At 54.9% G+C, this 16,010-nt stretch carries 18 protein-coding genes; 8 read left to right on the top strand and 10 right to left on the bottom strand.

Annotated elements, in window-relative coordinates; all coding sequences use genetic code 11:
- Positions 1-62: 62 nt before the first annotated feature.
- The 4 genes from atpD to atpH all read right to left on the bottom strand — a co-directional run bounded on the left by atpD (position 63) and on the right by atpH (position 4,610).
- The gene (gene atpD / locus COMA1_RS06050) at positions 63-1,505 is read right to left on the bottom strand and encodes a F0F1 ATP synthase subunit beta (protein WP_090745196.1); all 1,443 of its coding nucleotides are present in this window, start codon (positions 1,503-1,505) and stop codon (positions 63-65) included.
- Positions 1,506-1,596: 91 nt separating this feature from the next.
- Complete coding sequence (gene atpG / locus COMA1_RS06045) at positions 1,597-2,475, bottom strand: ATP synthase F1 subunit gamma (RefSeq protein WP_090745193.1); 879 nt, start codon at positions 2,473-2,475, stop codon at positions 1,597-1,599.
- A 67-nt stretch (positions 2,476-2,542) separates the two neighbouring features.
- A complete protein-coding gene (gene atpA, locus COMA1_RS06040; RefSeq protein ID WP_090745190.1) occupies positions 2,543-4,060 on the bottom strand; it encodes a F0F1 ATP synthase subunit alpha in 1,518 nt (505 codons plus the stop codon).
- Positions 4,061-4,070: 10 nt separating this feature from the next.
- The gene (gene atpH / locus COMA1_RS06035; RefSeq protein ID WP_090745186.1) at positions 4,071-4,610 is read right to left on the bottom strand and encodes an ATP synthase F1 subunit delta; all 540 of its coding nucleotides are present in this window, start codon (positions 4,608-4,610) and stop codon (positions 4,071-4,073) included.
- A gap of 246 nt (positions 4,611-4,856) precedes the next feature.
- On the opposite strand from atpH, the gene COMA1_RS06030 reads away from it, so the two are divergent.
- The 4 genes from COMA1_RS06030 (at position 4,857) to COMA1_RS06015 (ending at position 8,625) form a co-directional block, all read left to right on the top strand.
- Positions 4,857-5,945, top strand: a complete 1,089-nt coding sequence (locus tag COMA1_RS06030; protein WP_090745183.1) for a HEAT repeat domain-containing protein — start codon at positions 4,857-4,859, stop codon at positions 5,943-5,945.
- A 185-nt stretch (positions 5,946-6,130) separates the two neighbouring features.
- Positions 6,131-6,484 carry a type II toxin-antitoxin system RelE/ParE family toxin gene (locus COMA1_RS06025; RefSeq protein WP_090745180.1) on the top strand — a complete coding sequence of 118 codons (354 nt, stop codon included), beginning with the start codon at positions 6,131-6,133 and terminating at the stop codon, positions 6,482-6,484.
- Complete coding sequence (locus COMA1_RS06020) at positions 6,481-6,810, top strand: helix-turn-helix transcriptional regulator (protein ID WP_090745176.1); 330 nt, start codon at positions 6,481-6,483, stop codon at positions 6,808-6,810. The genes COMA1_RS06025 and COMA1_RS06020 overlap by 4 nt, the downstream gene beginning before the upstream one ends.
- A gap of 528 nt (positions 6,811-7,338) precedes the next feature.
- A complete protein-coding gene (locus COMA1_RS06015; protein ID WP_090745173.1) occupies positions 7,339-8,625 on the top strand; it encodes a DUF2130 domain-containing protein in 1,287 nt (428 codons plus the stop codon).
- Positions 8,626-9,015: 390 nt separating this feature from the next.
- Here COMA1_RS06015 and COMA1_RS22130 read toward each other — a convergent pair whose 3' ends face one another.
- Both COMA1_RS22130 and COMA1_RS06005 read right to left on the bottom strand, forming a co-directional pair.
- Positions 9,016-11,007, bottom strand: coding sequence for a DNA methyltransferase (locus tag COMA1_RS22130; protein WP_176697882.1), 1,992 nt, complete (start codon positions 11,005-11,007; stop codon positions 9,016-9,018).
- Between the two features lie 9 nt (positions 11,008-11,016).
- Positions 11,017-11,895: a hypothetical protein gene (locus COMA1_RS06005; protein WP_090745171.1), complete on the bottom strand. Its 879-nt coding sequence runs from the start codon at positions 11,893-11,895 to the stop codon at positions 11,017-11,019.
- A 312-nt stretch (positions 11,896-12,207) separates the two neighbouring features.
- Here COMA1_RS06005 and COMA1_RS06000 point away from each other — a divergent pair, with 312 nt between their 5' ends.
- Positions 12,208-13,191 (top strand): IS30 family transposase, encoded by a 984-nt coding sequence (locus tag COMA1_RS06000; protein ID WP_090743169.1) that lies wholly within the window; start codon positions 12,208-12,210, stop codon positions 13,189-13,191.
- A gap of 36 nt (positions 13,192-13,227) precedes the next feature.
- The gene (locus tag COMA1_RS21965) at positions 13,228-13,383 is read left to right on the top strand and encodes a DUF1810 family protein (protein WP_090745169.1); all 156 of its coding nucleotides are present in this window, start codon (positions 13,228-13,230) and stop codon (positions 13,381-13,383) included.
- Positions 13,384-13,664: 281 nt separating this feature from the next.
- Here COMA1_RS21965 and COMA1_RS05990 read toward each other — a convergent pair whose 3' ends face one another.
- A complete protein-coding gene (locus COMA1_RS05990; protein WP_090745166.1) occupies positions 13,665-13,964 on the bottom strand; it encodes a HigA family addiction module antitoxin in 300 nt (99 codons plus the stop codon).
- Positions 13,965-13,981: 17 nt separating this feature from the next.
- Positions 13,982-14,272, bottom strand: coding sequence for a type II toxin-antitoxin system RelE/ParE family toxin (locus COMA1_RS05985; RefSeq protein ID WP_090745163.1), 291 nt, complete (start codon positions 14,270-14,272; stop codon positions 13,982-13,984).
- Between the two features lie 233 nt (positions 14,273-14,505).
- On the opposite strand from COMA1_RS05985, the gene COMA1_RS05980 reads away from it, so the two are divergent.
- Positions 14,506-14,949 carry a DUF1810 domain-containing protein gene (locus COMA1_RS05980; RefSeq protein WP_090745160.1) on the top strand — a complete coding sequence of 148 codons (444 nt, stop codon included), beginning with the start codon at positions 14,506-14,508 and terminating at the stop codon, positions 14,947-14,949.
- 53 nt (positions 14,950-15,002) lie between these two features.
- On the opposite strand, the gene COMA1_RS05975 is transcribed toward COMA1_RS05980, so the two are convergent.
- Positions 15,003-15,293: a BrnA antitoxin family protein gene (locus COMA1_RS05975; protein WP_086417635.1), complete on the bottom strand. Its 291-nt coding sequence runs from the start codon at positions 15,291-15,293 to the stop codon at positions 15,003-15,005.
- On the bottom strand, positions 15,256-15,576 hold the full coding sequence (locus COMA1_RS05970) for a BrnT family toxin (RefSeq protein ID WP_090745157.1): 321 nt from the start codon (positions 15,574-15,576) through the stop codon (positions 15,256-15,258). Before COMA1_RS05970 ends, COMA1_RS05975 begins: the two co-directional genes overlap by 38 nt.
- Positions 15,577-15,757: 181 nt before the next feature.
- On the opposite strand from COMA1_RS05970, the gene COMA1_RS05965 reads away from it, so the two are divergent.
- The gene (locus tag COMA1_RS05965) at positions 15,758-15,943 is read left to right on the top strand and encodes a DUF1810 family protein (protein WP_090745154.1); all 186 of its coding nucleotides are present in this window, start codon (positions 15,758-15,760) and stop codon (positions 15,941-15,943) included.
- Positions 15,944-16,010: the final 67 nt, after the last annotated feature.

Below are 16,010 nucleotides of genomic sequence, written 5' to 3'. Positions count from 1 at the left end.
ACGGACGCCTTCCGAGACCGCGCGCTGCGCGAGCACGGAGGGCGCTCGGTTCAGCCGCCTATCTACACTTTCACTCCCATCTTCTCCGCTTTTGCGATGGCTTCTTCGATGGGCCCGACCATGTAAAACGCCTGCTCCGGCAGATGGTCGTACTTGCCCTCAAGGATCTCCTTAAAGCTGCGAACGGTATCCTTGAGCTTCACGTACTTACCGGGTGCGCCGGTAAATGCTTCGGCCACGTGGAAGGGTTGCGACAGGAAGCGTTGAATCTTTCTTGCGCGCGCCACAGCCATTTTGTCGTCTTCCGACAATTCGTCCATCCCGAGGATCGCAATGATGTCTTGAAGGTCTTTATACCGCTGCAAGACGGACTGGACCCCACGCGCCACTTTATAGTGTTCCTCCCCGATGATTTGAGGATCAAGAATACGTGAAGTGGAATCCAACGGATCGACCGCCGGGTAAATCCCCAACTCCGCCAACGATCTGGACAACACCGTCGTGGCATCCAAGTGGGCGAACGCCGTGGCCGGCGCCGGATCGGTCAGGTCGTCGGCCGGCACATAGATGGCCTGGACGGACGTAATGGATCCCCGTTTGGTTGACGTGATTCGTTCTTGCAGGGCCCCCATTTCCGTCGAAAGGTTCGGTTGATATCCGACGGCAGAGGGCATACGTCCCAACAACGCGGACACTTCTGAACCGGCCTGAGTGAACCGGAAGATATTGTCCACGAACAGCAACACGTCTTGATTCTCTTCGTCACGGAAATATTCAGCGACGGCTAACCCTGTCAGAGCCACGCGCAAGCGGGCTCCAGGGGGCTCGTTCATCTGTCCATAGACCAATGCGGCTTTTGACTTGGTGAAATCGTCCGGATCAATGACCTTCGACTCCCGCATTTCGTGCCAGAGGTCGTTCCCTTCGCGCGTCCGCTCACCCACACCGGCAAACACAGAAAACCCACCGTGGTGTAACGCGATGTTATTGATCAGCTCCATGATGATGACGGTTTTACCGACACCGGCACCACCGAAGAGACCGACCTTTCCGCCCTTGCTATAGGGCTCAAGGAGGTCGACCACCTTGATGCCCGTCTCCAGCACCTCTGTTTTTGTTTCTTGGTCTTCCAGTTTGGGAGCAGGGCGGTGAATCGGATAGGTCTTCTTTGCCTTGATCGGGCCCCGTTCATCAACCGGCTCGCCGAGCACGTTGATGAGGCGACCGAGCGTTTCACGACCAACCGGCACAGAGATCGCCGCTCCCGTATCGTCCACATCCATTCCCCGTGTCAGACCATCTGTCGTGGACATCGCGATGCTGCGGACTCGGTTTTCGCCCAAATGCGACGCAACTTCAAGAGTGATTTTGACCGCAGGCTTACCCGCAGCCTTGTTCTCTTCCTGCGTCACTTTGAGGGCATTGTAGATATTGGGCAGCTGACCTGGAGGAAATTCCACGTCCACAACCGGTCCGATGACTTGAATCACTTTTCCTGTGCTCACGAGTTCACCCCTTTTTCTCGAGTGCTAAGTTCTGAGTGCCCAGTGCTGAAAACAGACGACCCGTTATGACTCGGCACTCAGTACAACCTACTTATTTCAACGCTTCGGCACCGCCGACGATATCCATCAACTCTTTCGTAATCGCCGCCTGCCTGGTCTTGTTGTAATACAGCGTCACTTTCTTGATGAGCTGGCCGGCGTTCCGCGTGGCGCCGTCCATCGCGGCCATGCGCGCCCCATGCTCGGCCGCCGCAGACTCCAACAAAATCCGATAGGCCTGGATCTGAAAATGTTTCGGGATCAAGGCCGCCAACAGCTCCGCCTCTTCCGGTTCGTAGAGATAGCTCCCACTCAAAAGGCCTTCACTGGAAGCCGCACTGAACTCCTCTTGAGCGTCGATCGGGAAGAGCTTTTCGACAATCACTCGCTGTTGAATGGCCGACTTGAATTCATTGTAGACCACGTAGAGTTCGTCGAATGTGCCTTTGACGAAATTATCCGTGAGATCGCCGCCGATATCGATGGCATGCTCGAATGTTAATTTATCGAAGACACCGGTCCATTCTTGTCGAATCGGCCACGCACGGCGACGAAAGTAGTCCCGTCCCTTCCGACCGATAATGCTGAGATTCACTTGGAGCCCTCGTGCTTCGCACTGTCGAACGAATTCAGAACTCTTGCGGGCGATATTGCCGTTGAAGCCACCACAGAGTCCTCGGTCGCTCGTCACCACGAGCACTTCGACCTTCTTCCCCTCACGCTTCTGCAGAAGGGGATGAGACGAGCGGTTCACGCGCTGGCTCAGGTTGCTCAACACCCCGCGCATTTTATGCGCATAAGGGCGCGCGGCCAGAATGCGGTCCTGCGACCGTTTGAGCTTGGCCGCAGCCACCATCTTCATGGCCTTGGTAATTTTCTGCGTATTCTTAAAGGCTGAAATCTTGCGGCGTAATGATTGAAGACTTGGCATGTTCTTCTCAGCGTTCAGCAGTTAGCGTTCAGCCTTCAGCGCAAAGCTGATAGCCGAATGCTGCTGACTACTTCCCGCCGTATCCCATCTTTTGCTTGAAGGTCGAGATAATCTCTTTCAACCGGCCACCGACCTTGTCGTCGATCTTGCCGATCGTCGTCACTTCCTTCTTCAGATCCGGATGATTCTGTTGAATATAGTGCAGAAGGTCCGCCTCAAACTGCTGAACCTTGTCCACCGCCACGTCATCCAGGAATCCCTGCGTGCCCGCGTAGATGGAGAGCACCTGATCCGCCACCGGCATCGGCTTATACTGTCCCTGCTTGAGCAACTCCACCATGCGCACACCCCGAGCCAACTGTAGCTGAGTTGCCTTGTCGAGCTCGCTACCGAACTGGGCAAATGCCGCCATTTCACGATACTGGGCGAGGTCCAACCGGAGCGTACCGGCCACCTGTTTCATCGTCTTAATCTGCGCAGATCCACCGACGCGGGAGACCGACAATCCGACGTTGATGGCCGGACGAATACCGGAATAGAACAGATCGCTACCGAGATAGATCTGCCCGTCCGTGATCGAGATGACGTTCGTTGGAATATAGGCCGACACGTCACCCGCTTGCGTTTCAATGATGGGCAAAGCCGTGAGACTTCCCCCTCCAAGTTTTTCGCTGAGCTTCGCGGCCCGTTCGAGCAAGCGCGAGTGCAGATAGAACACATCGCCCGGATAGGCTTCGCGTCCCGGTGGCCGACGAAGCAAGAGCGAGAGCTGACGATAGGCCACGGCGTGCTTCGATAAATCGTCGTAGACGATCAGCGCATGCTTGCCGTTATCGCGAAAATATTCTCCGATGGCCGCACCCGCGAAGGGTGCCAGAAACTGCATCGGGGCCGGGTCGCTGGCGCTTGCCGATACGACCATGCTGTACTCCATCGCATGGTTTTCCTCGAGCGTCTTCACCACACGGGCAACCGTCGAGCGCTTCTGACCGACGGCCACGTAAATACAGAAGACACCCAGACCCTTTTGATTAATGATCGTATCCACCGCAATAGCCGTCTTGCCGGTCTGGCGATCGCCGATGATCAACTCGCGCTGACCACGACCGATCGGAATCATGGCGTCGATTGCCTTGATACCGGTCTGCAGCGGTTCGTGAACGGATTGACGGGTATTCACACCAGGAGCCACCACTTCGATTCGGGAATGATGCGGGGACTGGATCGGTCCCTTGCCGTCGATCGGCTGGCCGATGGCATTGACGACGCGACCAACGAGCGCTTCGCCGACCGGAATCTCCGCGATGCGGCCGGTCCGTTTGACTGGATCGCCTTCTTTGATTCCGACGTCGTCACCCATCAACACGGCGCCGACGTTGTCCTCCTCAAGGTTCAGCGCGATGCCATAGAGTCCACCAGGGAACTCCAACATCTCTCCGGCCATGGCTCCATCCAAGCCATAGACCTTGGCAATACCGTCGCCGACCTGAATGACCGAGCCCGTTTCTTTGACATCAACCTGCTTGTCGAACCCCTTGATCTTTTCCTTGATGATCGCACTGATTTCTTCCGCCCTGATCTGCATGACGACTCCTTTATTCTCGTGTCAACACCACGTGCAGGTCGCGCAGGCGACCCTGGACAGTGCTGTCGACCACCGTGCTGCCGATACGGATCTGCAGCCCGGCAAGATGACTCGCGTCGGTCTGAAACGTGACATCCACTTCGCGTTTGAGTGTGTCCCGTAGCCGCGCTTTAATCCGCTCTTGTTCCGTAGTGGGCAGTGCCGTCGCCGACGACACCGTCACCGGCTGAGTGCCCTTTGCCTGATCAACCAGTTTTCCAAACGCCACAGCAATCTCGGGCAAGAAGCCGACTCGGCTCTTCTTCACCAATTGCCCCAGGAAGGCCTGACCAGTTTGTACACATCCCAATCGCTCAGCCAACCCCTGCAGCACTGAGATCTTTTCCTCAACACTAAACGCCGGTGACGCCACGACATGTCGAAGCTGGTCAGACTCCTTCAGAGCCTGTCCCAGGCTATCGAGAGCATTTCGCGTCACTTCGATGCTGGATTGGTCAAGAAGTTCGAAGAGTGCCTGTGCGTAACGTCGCGCAACTGTTGTTTTAATCACCGTTCTCGACTCACCTACATTATTTGGACGGACCTTAAAGTTTCGTGAAAGTCACGAAGCAGAGCTCGCGAACGTAGCATTGGGAATGAGGAACTGTCAATATCACTTTCTCCACAATTTGAATCGCCCGACACCGTCGGATGAACGACCCGGTGTATACTAAAACTGAGCCGACAAACGAGTTCCTATCGAGCCCAGTGAGCGCCTCTTGCCACTTAAATAATGTGGTGGAAGTGGAGTGAGGAGATGCAGTATCTATTCCGTATTGTTGTACCAATACTCCTATCCGCTGTTGTATTGAGCCTGCTTGAGTCTGCGGGATTGGCCTACCGCGAGTACTTTACATCTGAACAACGAACTCAACTGGAGAAGGTTCAGACTGTGCTCGTCGACGTTCTGACCCTCACCGACAAAGGCACAACGGATTCCACCCCCCTCATCGACACCATCGTTCAACGGTTGACTGAAGTGGGCTACTCAGCCGTTCGAAGTGCCGGGCAGGCTCATGACGTCGTCGTTCGCGTGAAATGCGAACAACGCAAGACCTGGGAAGGCACGGCCGTGACGGGTGGGGATGCAGACCTTCCTGATGCCCCATCTCGGCTCTGGAAAGGACCGGCCTGTCAACTGACCTACCTGCTCGGAGGCATGAAGATCAAGTGGCAGAAAGAAGTACGCACTGCATTTGAAGATGCCGTGGTTGCCGCCCAGGCAGCACAGGAACCGGATGCTGGTCGTTACGCGATGACGAAGCTACAGGAAGCCTTGGAGAAGTATGAGTTTCCCCTCTTGCTGGCGGCGGAATGGGGTCACTCGGATCGACTACTCAAGTTGCTTGATTCTCCGGATACCAGCCAAGCCAGGAAGCTGAAAATCATATCGCTGCTTGGCGAAATGCAGGCCGATGACGCGATGCCGAAGTTGAAGGAAGCGCTCAAAGACCGCGATCTGGCCAAACAAGCTCTCGCAGCAATCGGCAACCTCGGCAGAGACGGCATCCCCCTGCTTGTTGAGATGATGAACACCTCACCTCAGCTGGAGGTGCAGGCCGCAGCAGCAAAATCCTTGGGACAGCTCGGCGGCCTTCATGGTGACGCATCGGTCGTCCTGCCCTTACTGGCAAAACTGCAAGATCCAAAGACAGACTGGACGGTCTTGACGGAGGTGGGCTGGGCTCTCGGCAAGATCCCGGACAAACGCTCGATCCAACCGCTCTACGATCTGGACAAAAAGCTCCAGGCCATTCGTGATCCCGACAACGTGACGCTCAAGAGGCTGAAGGAAGCGGTATTCTGGGCGATCAAGCAATGCGACACGTGGGATCAGTACAGCTAAGCCTTCCGACTCCAATTTCTCCAACGGTAACGACGAGAGCCAGCAAACCCATGATGGTTCGGACAGCCGAAGATCTGGGGCACACGCCGTGTTTGCCAGTAGCGGATACCACTAAAACTGACCTCGGCCATACTCCTTAAACAAGAACCTTGCGGCCATGTCATATATGACATATACTAACGCGGATGGCACGCCCCGATAAACCGTTGGCCTGGCTCCACGGAGAGGTCAAAAGCCCGCCCTTCTCTCCGGCCGCTCGTCTTGAGGCTGGTGCGCTGCTCCGTCGTTTGCAACAAGGAGAACGCCTGGGGCTCCCTCATTCGAGACCAATGCCTGGCTTGGGCCAGCGGTGCCATGAACTGAGAATCCGGGACGAACGGGTGACGTGGCGCATTGTCTATCGTGCAGATACCGATGCCATCGTGATCGTGGAGGTATTCAGCAAAAAAACGCGGGCGACGCCTTTTCAAGTGATCGAATCATGTCAGCGACGATTAGCCGCCTACGACCAGGCGGCGCGTGAGGAGACGGGACGATGAACAAGGCAAAACAAAAGCGGCTAGAGGCCAGGGGATGGCGAGTGGGGACCACGAGCGACTTCTTGGGACTGAGCGAAGAAGAAACCGCGCTCGTCGAGATGAAACTGCGGTTAAGCCAGGCGCTGCGCGTGAGGCGAGAGGCCAGTGGACTCTCCCAGGTCGCGCTTGCCAAGCGCCTGCAGTCGAGTCAGTCTCGTGTGGCAAAGATGGAGGCGGCGGACCAGACTGTCTCGCTCGATCTCCTGTTGCGTGGCTTGGTGGCGCTCGGCGCAACCCCCCGTGACATCGCACGGGTCTTAACTCGTAACTCCGGAGTGGCGGCATAAGTCGCGCGAGCCTACAGCCATGTTGGATTGCATGACGCCGCCACCGTGTAGACTCCAACCCCTCGCATACCACGCCAAGAGAGGCCAGAAGGCCACTGAAGCAAAACCCCCCGCAGACACTTCAGGAACGCGGGTGACGGCGATTGCGAACGGAAATACCGACGGGGTCTCGACCGATGTGCTGATTTGGGTCCTGGCCGCAACCGGTCATCGGGCAGAAGTCCGGGTCAAAAAGGCAGCAGCCTAATCCGATAATCTGCCGATGGACGGACGCGACAAGCTCGCCGTCATTCCGGTGGAGCGGACCGAAGAAGTCCTACCGGCGGCCTCAAGCAGGACGTATTCGCAGCCCCACCGGCTGAACGGGATGAATTGTTAGCGCCCTCGGCAGCGTCGCACCTCACCGACCTAAGTGAAAATTTATCGTGGCGACCTCCCCTTGAGCCTCCTCCTTTGTGTAGTCTTGATTTCTACTCACCAGAGGGATAGGACATTGGCCATCAAATTTACTAGCCGGAGTAGGACTTCATGACAGAACCAACGATTACCTGCCCAAACTGCAAAACTGAGATCAAGCTGACAGAGTCCCTGGCGGCTCCCTTGATCGAATCAACCCGTCGCGACTATGAGAAGCGGCTGGCGCTGAAAGACAGGGACATAGCCAAGAAAGAAGAATCGTTGCACGAGCGGGAGGAAGCTGTCGCGAAAGCCAAGCAGGCCATCGACGATCAGGTTGCCGAGAAACTCGTCGCGGAACGCGCAAAGATCGTCAGCGAGGAATCCAAGAAGGCCAAACTCGCGCTTCAGTCGGATATAGATCAAAAGGCACGAGAACTGGCCGAGCTCCAAGAAGTCCTCACTCAGCGCGATATGAAACTCGCCGAGGCTCAGAAGGCACAGGCTGATCTCATTCGACAAAAGCGCGAACTTGATGATGCCAAACGCGAGCTGGAACTCACGGTTGAAAAGCGGGTGCAGGATGGATTGTTGGCGACTCGCGAACAGGCCAAGAAGGAAGCTGAGGAAGGGCTCAAGCTCAAGGTCATGGAGAAGGAGCAAACCATCGCCTCCATGCAAACCCAAATCGAAGAACTCAAGCGCAAAGCAGAACAGGGCTCACAGCAGCTCCAGGGTGAAGTTCAGGAGCTAGAGCTAGAAGCCCTACTCAGAGCGAAGTTCCCGAGGGACACGATCGAGCCTGTACCTAAAGGTGAATTCGGCGGCGATGCCCTACAGCGAGTCATGGGCCCTCTCGGTCAGCAATGCGGAATGATCTTATGGGAGTCCAAACGGACCAAGAATTGGAGTGACGGGTGGTTGGCCAAACTTCGCGACGATCAACGGACTGCCAAGGCTGAAATTGCGATCATCGTCAGTCAGATTCTCCCCAAAGGCGTCGAGTCGTTTGATCTGGTCGATGGCATTTGGGTCACGAACACCAAGTCCGTGTTCTCCTTGGCAGTTGCACTCCGCCATTCCCTAATCGAAGTCGCCTCAGCTCGACAGGCACTGAATGGGCAACAGACCAAAACAGAAATGGTCTATCAGTATCTGACCGGCCCACGCTTCCGTCATCGCGTTGAAGCCATTGTCGAAGCCTTCTCTTCCATGCAGGAAGATCTCGATCGAGAGAAGAAAGCCATTACGAAACAATGGGCAAAACGCGAGGAACAGATCGAGCGTGTGATGCAATCAACTGTTGGCATGTATGGCGACTTACAAGCGATTGCCGGAAAATCGCTTCAAGAAATAGAAGGGCTCGAACTCGCATCATTGGAGGCCAAAAGCCCAATCCAACAATTGCTCCCTGAGTAAAGAATCAGCAGTGATGCATCTGTGGTCCTGCCGCTGCCAGCAAAACTTCAGAATCCAAAAGCTGATTGCACCGTATTGACCGAAGTCGCGTGGTTTCTGGGCAAAATCCAGGACAAACGCTCCATACAACCACTCTAGAACCTACACAAAAGACTCCAGGCCATTCTCGCCCCCACAATGGCGACCGCTGCGCTGATTCGAGCCCTGGCCGCAACCGGTCATTGGGCTGAAGTCCGGGTGAAAAAGGCAGCAGCCTAGCCCGTTCCAAGCACCAAATTTTATTGAGCGGACAGCACCCCTCAGGTACCAAGTCAAGCAAGGATCCCTATTCTCCGACACTTGTGGTGAACCTCCTTTTTGTAATGGGGGACCCGAGCCGAACGGCACGATTCAGCGGCGCGGCTTGTCCGCGTCCGCCGCAAGTGATTGTTGGGCATTTGCAGTTCGATACATATACCATGATCCGACACTGCGATATGGCCTCCAGCGATTGGCTATTTGAACCAATGACTCATGATCGCCGACTTTAACTCCATAGACAGAGGCCATCGCTTTCCTCAAAGCCAAGTCGTGAACAGGGAAGACATCCAATCTGCCGAGGCCAAAAAGCAGAAACATGTCAACAGTCCAATCTCCGATACCTTTCACTGCTGTCAGGCTGTTACGTACCTCTGCATCGGTAAGATCTGGCAGTGTTTCCAAGCGCAACTCCCGTTGGTGAATACGTTGAGCAAGATCAAAGATGTAATCATACTTTCGCTGAGATACTCCAATTGACAGGATATCCGCTTTATGGATTTTCATAAACGCCTTCGGCGTGGGTCTGCGCTCTCTAAACAACTCTCTCAATCTGGAAGAGATTGTGTCGGCAGCTTGCTTCGAGAGTTGCTGGCCAATGATCGCGTCTACAAGAAAGTCAAATTCAGGTGCATGAGGTCTCAGATTACATGGCCCAACGGTGTCGATAATGCCCGCAAGCCGCTTGTCTTTGCAATGAAGTCTGTAGCATGCGGCAGCTAGATTGCCGCCTTCGGACACGACCATTCTGTGCTCATCACGCTTGCTACCATGGTGTTGTATCCACCTACCAACCGCCTTCGAAATCTCTGATTGCGCTGTGTCTCCGACATAGATCGAGAAATCGGTGATAGGTGCATGCGTGGAGTCATGCTGTGGCATTGCCGTTGAGGGAATCTCCTCAAGAGAATCGAACAGCGAGGGCTCAGGATCTGCCTTTATAGACTTGGGCGGTTTTGAAACGTAATCCCCCATGGGGATCAATCCACGTTCGAAACGCTCAAAGATGGTGTTAATTGCTACGGGGCTCCGATCGACACCAATCCAGTGCCGCTGGAGATCATTCGCCACGGCCATCGTCGTGCCTGATCCAGCATAGCAATCCAGAACCAAATCCCCTGGATTGGAAGATGCTTGGATGATGCGCCGGAGAAGGTCTGGGTTCTTTTCTGTAGGATACCCCGTTATCTCGATGTTCTGATTGTGTGCATCTCTGAACTCCAGCCAAATATCTTGAATGCCGACCCCTGGGTGTTCATCCAAATACACCTTTCGTCTCGGATTTCCGTTCTTCGACCAGAAAATCTCGCCCCTCGCATCCATCCCATCAAGGGTCTCTGGTGTGTACTGCCAGTGTTTGCCCGGCGGTGGAAGCTTGCCGCGCCAAGTTCCACCTGTAGCCCCATTGCGCTTCCCGGGAGCATGGACCGGAACCTTCATAAAACGTCGACCCGTCTCGGGTTCCACATAGTGGTATTCTTTAGTGCTCTGTTCGGTGAGCGGCTCAACGGGGCGATTCCATGTGTATCGGTCTGTCTTGGTGTAGAACAAAATGAAATCCGCAACGTTGCCGTATGCTTTTCGAGTGTAATTCTTTGGATTGCATTTCTTCCTGACTATCATGTTGCGGTAGTTCGAGATTCCGAACACCTCGTCCATGACGAGTTTCATTTGGAACACCATGGTTTCGTCGAGATGCAGGTATATCGAGCCAGAAGAGGAGAGAAGTTCCCGAAGAAGAAGGAGGCGTTGTCTGAGACTTTCGACATACACAGCCCCGCATAGGTCATCGTCATAGGCCATTTTTTGTTTGCGAGAAAGAAATGTGCCTTTGGTTGCAAACGGTGGATCAATATAGACAAGTGTGACTTTTTCGCGAATCTCCGGGTCTTCAATCAGTGCCTTTAGTGCCGCAAGATTGTCTCCACAATACAGACGATTTAGTGAGTCGACCTGTTGGGCCGCATAAAATTTCGCAAGGGCCGGCTCGGCAAGAATTTGCGCTTGCGACAACTTTCCAGGATAGGTGAGTTCAAGAGCACCTCCATTGCCGTTGCCATTCTTGTTTGGGATGCCTGTCGCCATGTATATCCTCTACTTCGAAAGAAGCCACTTCATTGTGATCCGCTCTGGAATCATTCTCAGAGTCACAACCTTAATCAAACCAGAATGCGAGCTCTCAATATAGGCATAGTCGCGCCACATTGAGCCAAGAAGAAGGCCGGGACCATCGTTGAGAAAGATCACCTTCAACGGAAGGCCGTGCTTCTTAGCGTAGTTAAGGACCTCTGTGGCACAGTCCCTGTATTGTCCAGTTCGATCGTCTTCCTGTGCTCCACCTCGATCAGAATCGTATCGCGCAAGCCCAATAGCCACGGGCGTTCCCTTATGCGCCATGACGAAATCAACTGGTCTGTCAGGTTTGGGGTAATCGTCAAAAAGTTCGCCAAGCAGAATGTCCTTGCCAGCTCGCTCCGGTCCGGTGATTTCCAGCTGGGGAAACTTCTCTCGGATGATTGTGAAAAGCCGCTCGGTCAGATCGTATCCCTTCTGCCCCCTGTCTTTGTATTCCCATAGCACCGCACAGAGTGCCTCGTCAGGCATAGGACGCTCGTGGAATCGCTGTTGAACTTCCGTTACGGCTCTGAAGCCCTTCCCAAAGCGCTCGCAGATTTTCTGGGCAGCACTCTTCTTCTTCAGCATTTCCACGGGCGTCTCTGGACTTACGTACTTGCGAAACACTCGGCAAAGCTGAATTCGCATCCATTGCGGATTCGTTTCCGCGATAGACATGAAGAGATCCGTTGACGAGTGTGCAGTCTTCAGCAATTGGCCGAAGGTGACAAGCACGGGCTTGTAGAGTTCACAAGCGAGCGGGAGGACGTCCGGGTAGTATTCACCCGTTGAAAGTGTGATCCAGAGATGACCTTCAGAGCGGTAATCACCGAATGCCTTGTCCTTGCGTTTCGTCATAGTGATCTCTTTGTTCTGCTGCCCAACGTGATGCTAACCGGCGCGTACGTCGCCATCGCGCGTCCGGTTAAGCAGCGAGTTAGAGGGCGTGATGCTCAAGTGTACACACAGCAGGCTGTATTCCTCTAAGTGGAATTCTGCTTCAGTAAGTAAGAAGTGTCAGGTCTTGCGGTCAAACATTCCAAGACATGATGTCGTCCTAGTAGATGAATTCTAATTTGAAGTGCAACGCAGGTCGCGACGAAGAGATTTGGGTGGTGCGGTTCGATAGAGTGGGGCAGACATTTCACCTCCAGCAACGAGGAGTCTGCCATGCCCTATCAGCACCTCACCTTGGAAGAACGGTCAATGATGGCCCCGATGCGAATGCTTGGCTGGTCTATTCGGTCCATTGCAGCCCAGCTCGGGCGAGCGCCGAGTACCATCAGCCGGGAACTGCGACGGAACGGTGATGGAAGTGGAGCCTATGCTGGGTACTGGGCCCATTGCGATGCGCAGCGCCGTCGCCGTAACATTCGGCGGTCACATCTGACGAGTGGTATGCTGGCAACTTATGTCCAAGAGAAGCTGCAGTGCCGCTGGTCGCCCGAACAGATTGCTCACCGTGTGCGGGTTGACTATCCCCACGCCACTCAGATGCGGATCAGCCATCAAACGATCTATACATGGTTGGCAGCTGATCACCGCACGGGAGGATCTTGGTCGCGGTACCTCCGCCACCATTGTCGGCGTCGGAAACGCTACGGGAGTGGGCCGCGTGCTCCACGCCTCAAAGGACGCGTGTCTCTCGCCGAGCGACCGGCCATTGCACAACGCCGAGGACGCCTGGGAGATTGGGAAGGGGATCTCGTGGTCGGTCGAGGCCAGCGCGGCTTCGTGGCTACGCACGTGGACCGGCGCAGTCGCTTTCTTCTGGCGGCCAAGGTGTCACGCCGGACTGCTACAGAGGTCACGGTGGCCACGCGGAAACTTCTGCACCCGCTTCCAGCGCATGTACGGCGGACCCTCACCGTGGATAACGGGAGTGAATGGGCGTCGTTTCGCTGTCTTCAACGGACCCTGGGGCTCCAGGTGTACTTTGCCGCTCCCTATGCGGCATGGGAACGTGGGACGAATGAGAACACCAACGGCTTATTACGCGATTATTTCCCGAAACAGACGGATTTCTCCACGATCACGGCACACCGACTTGCGTCGGTCGTGGAGGAATTGAATAATCGACCCCGGAAATGCCTCGCCTATCGGACCCCAGCCGAAGTCTTTGCGCGGGCCGCAGGTGTTGCACTTCAACCTTGAATTCAAGGTATAAATATACCGGCCCGCGCATAGTATATGAGTGATGACTACAACTTACAACGCTTCCTCAGCGCCCAAGCGCCCACCTACGACACAGTCCTTGAAGAGTTACGGGCCGGGAGAAAGGCCAGCCACTGGATCTGGTTCTTCTTTCCGCAGATCGCCAATCTTGGTCACAGTGCAATGGCGTAGCAGTTCGCCATTGGCTCACTCGATGAGGCTAGCCTGCATTATTCATGACGGTTCGTCACGAAACCGCCAAGACGCCAGGCGAGACTGGCGTCCGGAGCACCGAGAAGCCGAGGCATACTTGAAACAGTATGTTGAGGTGACGAGGGGCGAGCCCGCCCGCTGGCCATGCGAAGCTTGCGGCCACGCCTGTTGTAGCAGCGTATCGGCGATTGCAGCAGAAGAGTCATGAATAATGCGGGCTAGGGACAAAACCGTTGAAGCTCCTATAGACAAGAAAGCCCTCACGGGTGCAGCGTCGCATGGAAGCGCCGCACACCTTTGATTTCCTTCTCCCGGCGGCGCGTCTCAGCAATGTCATAGTTGGATTGCATCTTCATCAATGTATCCATTTTGACGCCGAACGCCTTTTCGATCCGCAAAGCCATATCACCGGTCAGGTCGGCCTTGCCGTTCAATAGATTCGAGAGGGCAGGGCGCGACACATCCAGCACGGCGGCGGCGGCGGTCACGGACAGGCCAGCCGGTTGAATAATTTCCGTTCGGATAAAATCGCCGGGGTGGGGGGGGTTCTTCATGGGCATGGTCTGGTACTCCTGTGCTAGTGATAATCCTCGAAATTCACGTCATAAATTTCTTGTTCCGCGGTATCAACGCGGAACGTCAAGCGGCGGTTGCGTGTCACGCTCAAGCTAACCGTGCCTTTACGGTCGCCGGTCAACGTGTGCGCCTTCCATGAGGTGAGGGCGCGCACTTCGTCGGCACTGCTCATCACCTCCAGAAACGCGAACATCTTCCGCAGCTTGTCCACGGTATCTGGCGGTACACCCTTGGCGCTGCCGTCCAGATAAAGTCGTTGCAAGCCTTTATGAATAAAGTTCCGTATCTTCACTGGGAGACTGTAGCTTGTAACGTAACACGTGTCAAAACATAACTCCAGACAGAGCGCATGGCCCAATAGTGGCGGGGGTTGAATTATTTCGCCACAAAGCTGACCACTTGTGAAAACGTGTCATGCCAATTGGGCGGGGCGCGCCAAAAGAGTACTGCGTGTCAGGTCATGCAATCCAACATTGCCAGGCATGATATCGTTCTGGGAAGATCATACTTGACCACGGACAGTGTATGAGCGACGCTTACAATCTCCACCGCTTCCTCGATGCCCAAGAGCTCGTCCACGACACTGTCCTCGCTGAGCTCCGAGCCGGAAGAAAGTCCAGCCACTGGATCTGGTTTATCTTTCCGCAGATCGCCGGTCTTGGTCACAGCAGCATGGCGCAGCAATTCGCCATTGGCTCACTCAATGAGGCCAAGGCATATTTCCAACACCCAATCCTAGGCCCTAGACTCAGAGAATGTACTCAGCTTGTTCTGAATGTGGAAGGACGCAGCGCTGAGGAGATCTTCCCCTACCCGGACAATCTGAAATTCCGCTCCTGCATGACCTTGTTTATGGTAGCTACCACCGACAACGCACTCTTCAAATCCGCCCTACTCAAATACTTCGACGGCCAACCCGACCAAGTCACGCTGGATATCCTGGCGCGGCAAAACATGCCACGGTGCTAGGAAGCATGCGCGCTGCCCGCCGCCACATTCACACCCGTTTCTCCCGAACGTCGCTAAGAGGCTTTGGCGGGTTTGTGATGCAACTCGGCCTGGACACGTTCGAGCACGAAGAGCTTGAGCAGTGTCTGATACGGAACGTCGCGTTTGTTCGCGATCGTCTTGAGTTGATCCAAGAGGGATTTCGGCAGACGAAGCGAGATCGTCTCGGTGGATGGCTTCAACCGGGGAAACACCATCCGACGGCTCTTGGAGTAGTCGACATACTCCGTTGAGTCGTGTGACGCCCAAAACTCAGCTTCCTGTTTCTCACTCTTGAACGTCGGTCTTTTTTTGAGTTTGGTCACGATACATCCTCCGCTCCTTGGGACTCATATCTCTGGCTGAAATAATGCGGATACGCCGTCGACGGATGGTGAAGACGATAAACAAGCGGCGTCCGGCATCAGTCTGTCCCAGCACGTAATATCGAGGCTCCACCATAGAATGAGCGAGGTCATCGGCGACCACCAGCGGCAGATTGAAGAAGACCTGCTCGCATTCCCACGGAGTCACCCGGTGCTTCTCCCAATTCTTGGCAAGATTTGCCTCGTCCCAATTAAACCCTTCCACACCCGGCAGTCGCGTCATCTGATGCCTTATGTTGTATATGGCAACCATATACGCGATGCCGCTGAACTGTCAATCACACACTGGGGATTCGGCCAGGAAAGAGTGCTATCCAGGCCGAGTGGGAGTGTTCGGCTTTGCAATCCTACGGTGCCCGGCATGATATCGCCCTGGAAAGAATATGCTTGACCGCGGATAGTTTATGGCTGACTCCTTCAACCTCCACCGCCTTCTCAACGTCCAAACACCCGTCTACGGCACGATCCTCACCAAACTCCGCGCCGGGGAAAAGTCCACTCACTGGATCTGGTTCATCTTCCCGCAGATCGCCGGTCTTGAATTAGCAATCAAGGTGAGCCCCAAAAGACTCAGCGTGAATCTTTTGTGATTCACACAAGCCACCTTTCGCTAATTTGGTCATCAAACCACGAATCTATATTGTATGCTCATGGGTA

It is taken from the genome of Candidatus Nitrospira nitrosa (genome assembly GCF_001458735.1).
Taxonomy (GTDB): domain Bacteria; phylum Nitrospirota; class Nitrospiria; order Nitrospirales; family Nitrospiraceae; genus Nitrospira_D; species Nitrospira_D nitrosa.
The sequence above is the reverse complement of the archived record's forward strand: the minus strand, read 5'-3'. Positions and strand labels throughout refer to the sequence as shown.

Bases quoted from the DNA above. Each gene is read 5' to 3' on its own strand.
- COMA1_RS05990 (WP_090745166.1), bottom strand. From the start codon at position 13,964: ATGCCCATGAAGAACCCCCCCCACCCCGGCGATTTTATCCGAACGGAA.
- COMA1_RS06015 (WP_090745173.1), top strand. From the start codon at position 7,339: ATGACAGAACCAACGATTACCTGCCCAAACTGCAAAACTGAGATCAAG.
- COMA1_RS06020 (WP_090745176.1), top strand. From the start codon at position 6,481: ATGAACAAGGCAAAACAAAAGCGGCTAGAGGCCAGGGGATGGCGAGTG.
- atpA (WP_090745190.1), bottom strand. From the start codon at position 4,060: ATGCAGATCAGGGCGGAAGAAATCAGTGCGATCATCAAGGAAAAGATC.
- COMA1_RS06030 (WP_090745183.1), top strand. From the start codon at position 4,857: ATGCAGTATCTATTCCGTATTGTTGTACCAATACTCCTATCCGCTGTT.
- COMA1_RS22130 (WP_176697882.1), bottom strand. From the start codon at position 11,007: ATGGCGACAGGCATCCCAAACAAGAATGGCAACGGCAATGGAGGTGCT.
- COMA1_RS06005 (WP_090745171.1), bottom strand. From the start codon at position 11,895: ATGACGAAACGCAAGGACAAGGCATTCGGTGATTACCGCTCTGAAGGT.
- COMA1_RS21965 (WP_090745169.1), top strand. From the start codon at position 13,228: ATGAGTGATGACTACAACTTACAACGCTTCCTCAGCGCCCAAGCGCCC.
- COMA1_RS05970 (WP_090745157.1), bottom strand. From the start codon at position 15,576: ATGACGCGACTGCCGGGTGTGGAAGGGTTTAATTGGGACGAGGCAAAT.
- atpG (WP_090745193.1), bottom strand. From the start codon at position 2,475: ATGCCAAGTCTTCAATCATTACGCCGCAAGATTTCAGCCTTTAAGAAT.
- COMA1_RS05980 (WP_090745160.1), top strand. From the start codon at position 14,506: ATGAGCGACGCTTACAATCTCCACCGCTTCCTCGATGCCCAAGAGCTC.
- COMA1_RS05965 (WP_090745154.1), top strand. From the start codon at position 15,758: ATGGCTGACTCCTTCAACCTCCACCGCCTTCTCAACGTCCAAACACCC.
- COMA1_RS06025 (WP_090745180.1), top strand. From the start codon at position 6,131: ATGGCACGCCCCGATAAACCGTTGGCCTGGCTCCACGGAGAGGTCAAA.
- COMA1_RS06000 (WP_090743169.1), top strand. From the start codon at position 12,208: ATGCCCTATCAGCACCTCACCTTGGAAGAACGGTCAATGATGGCCCCG.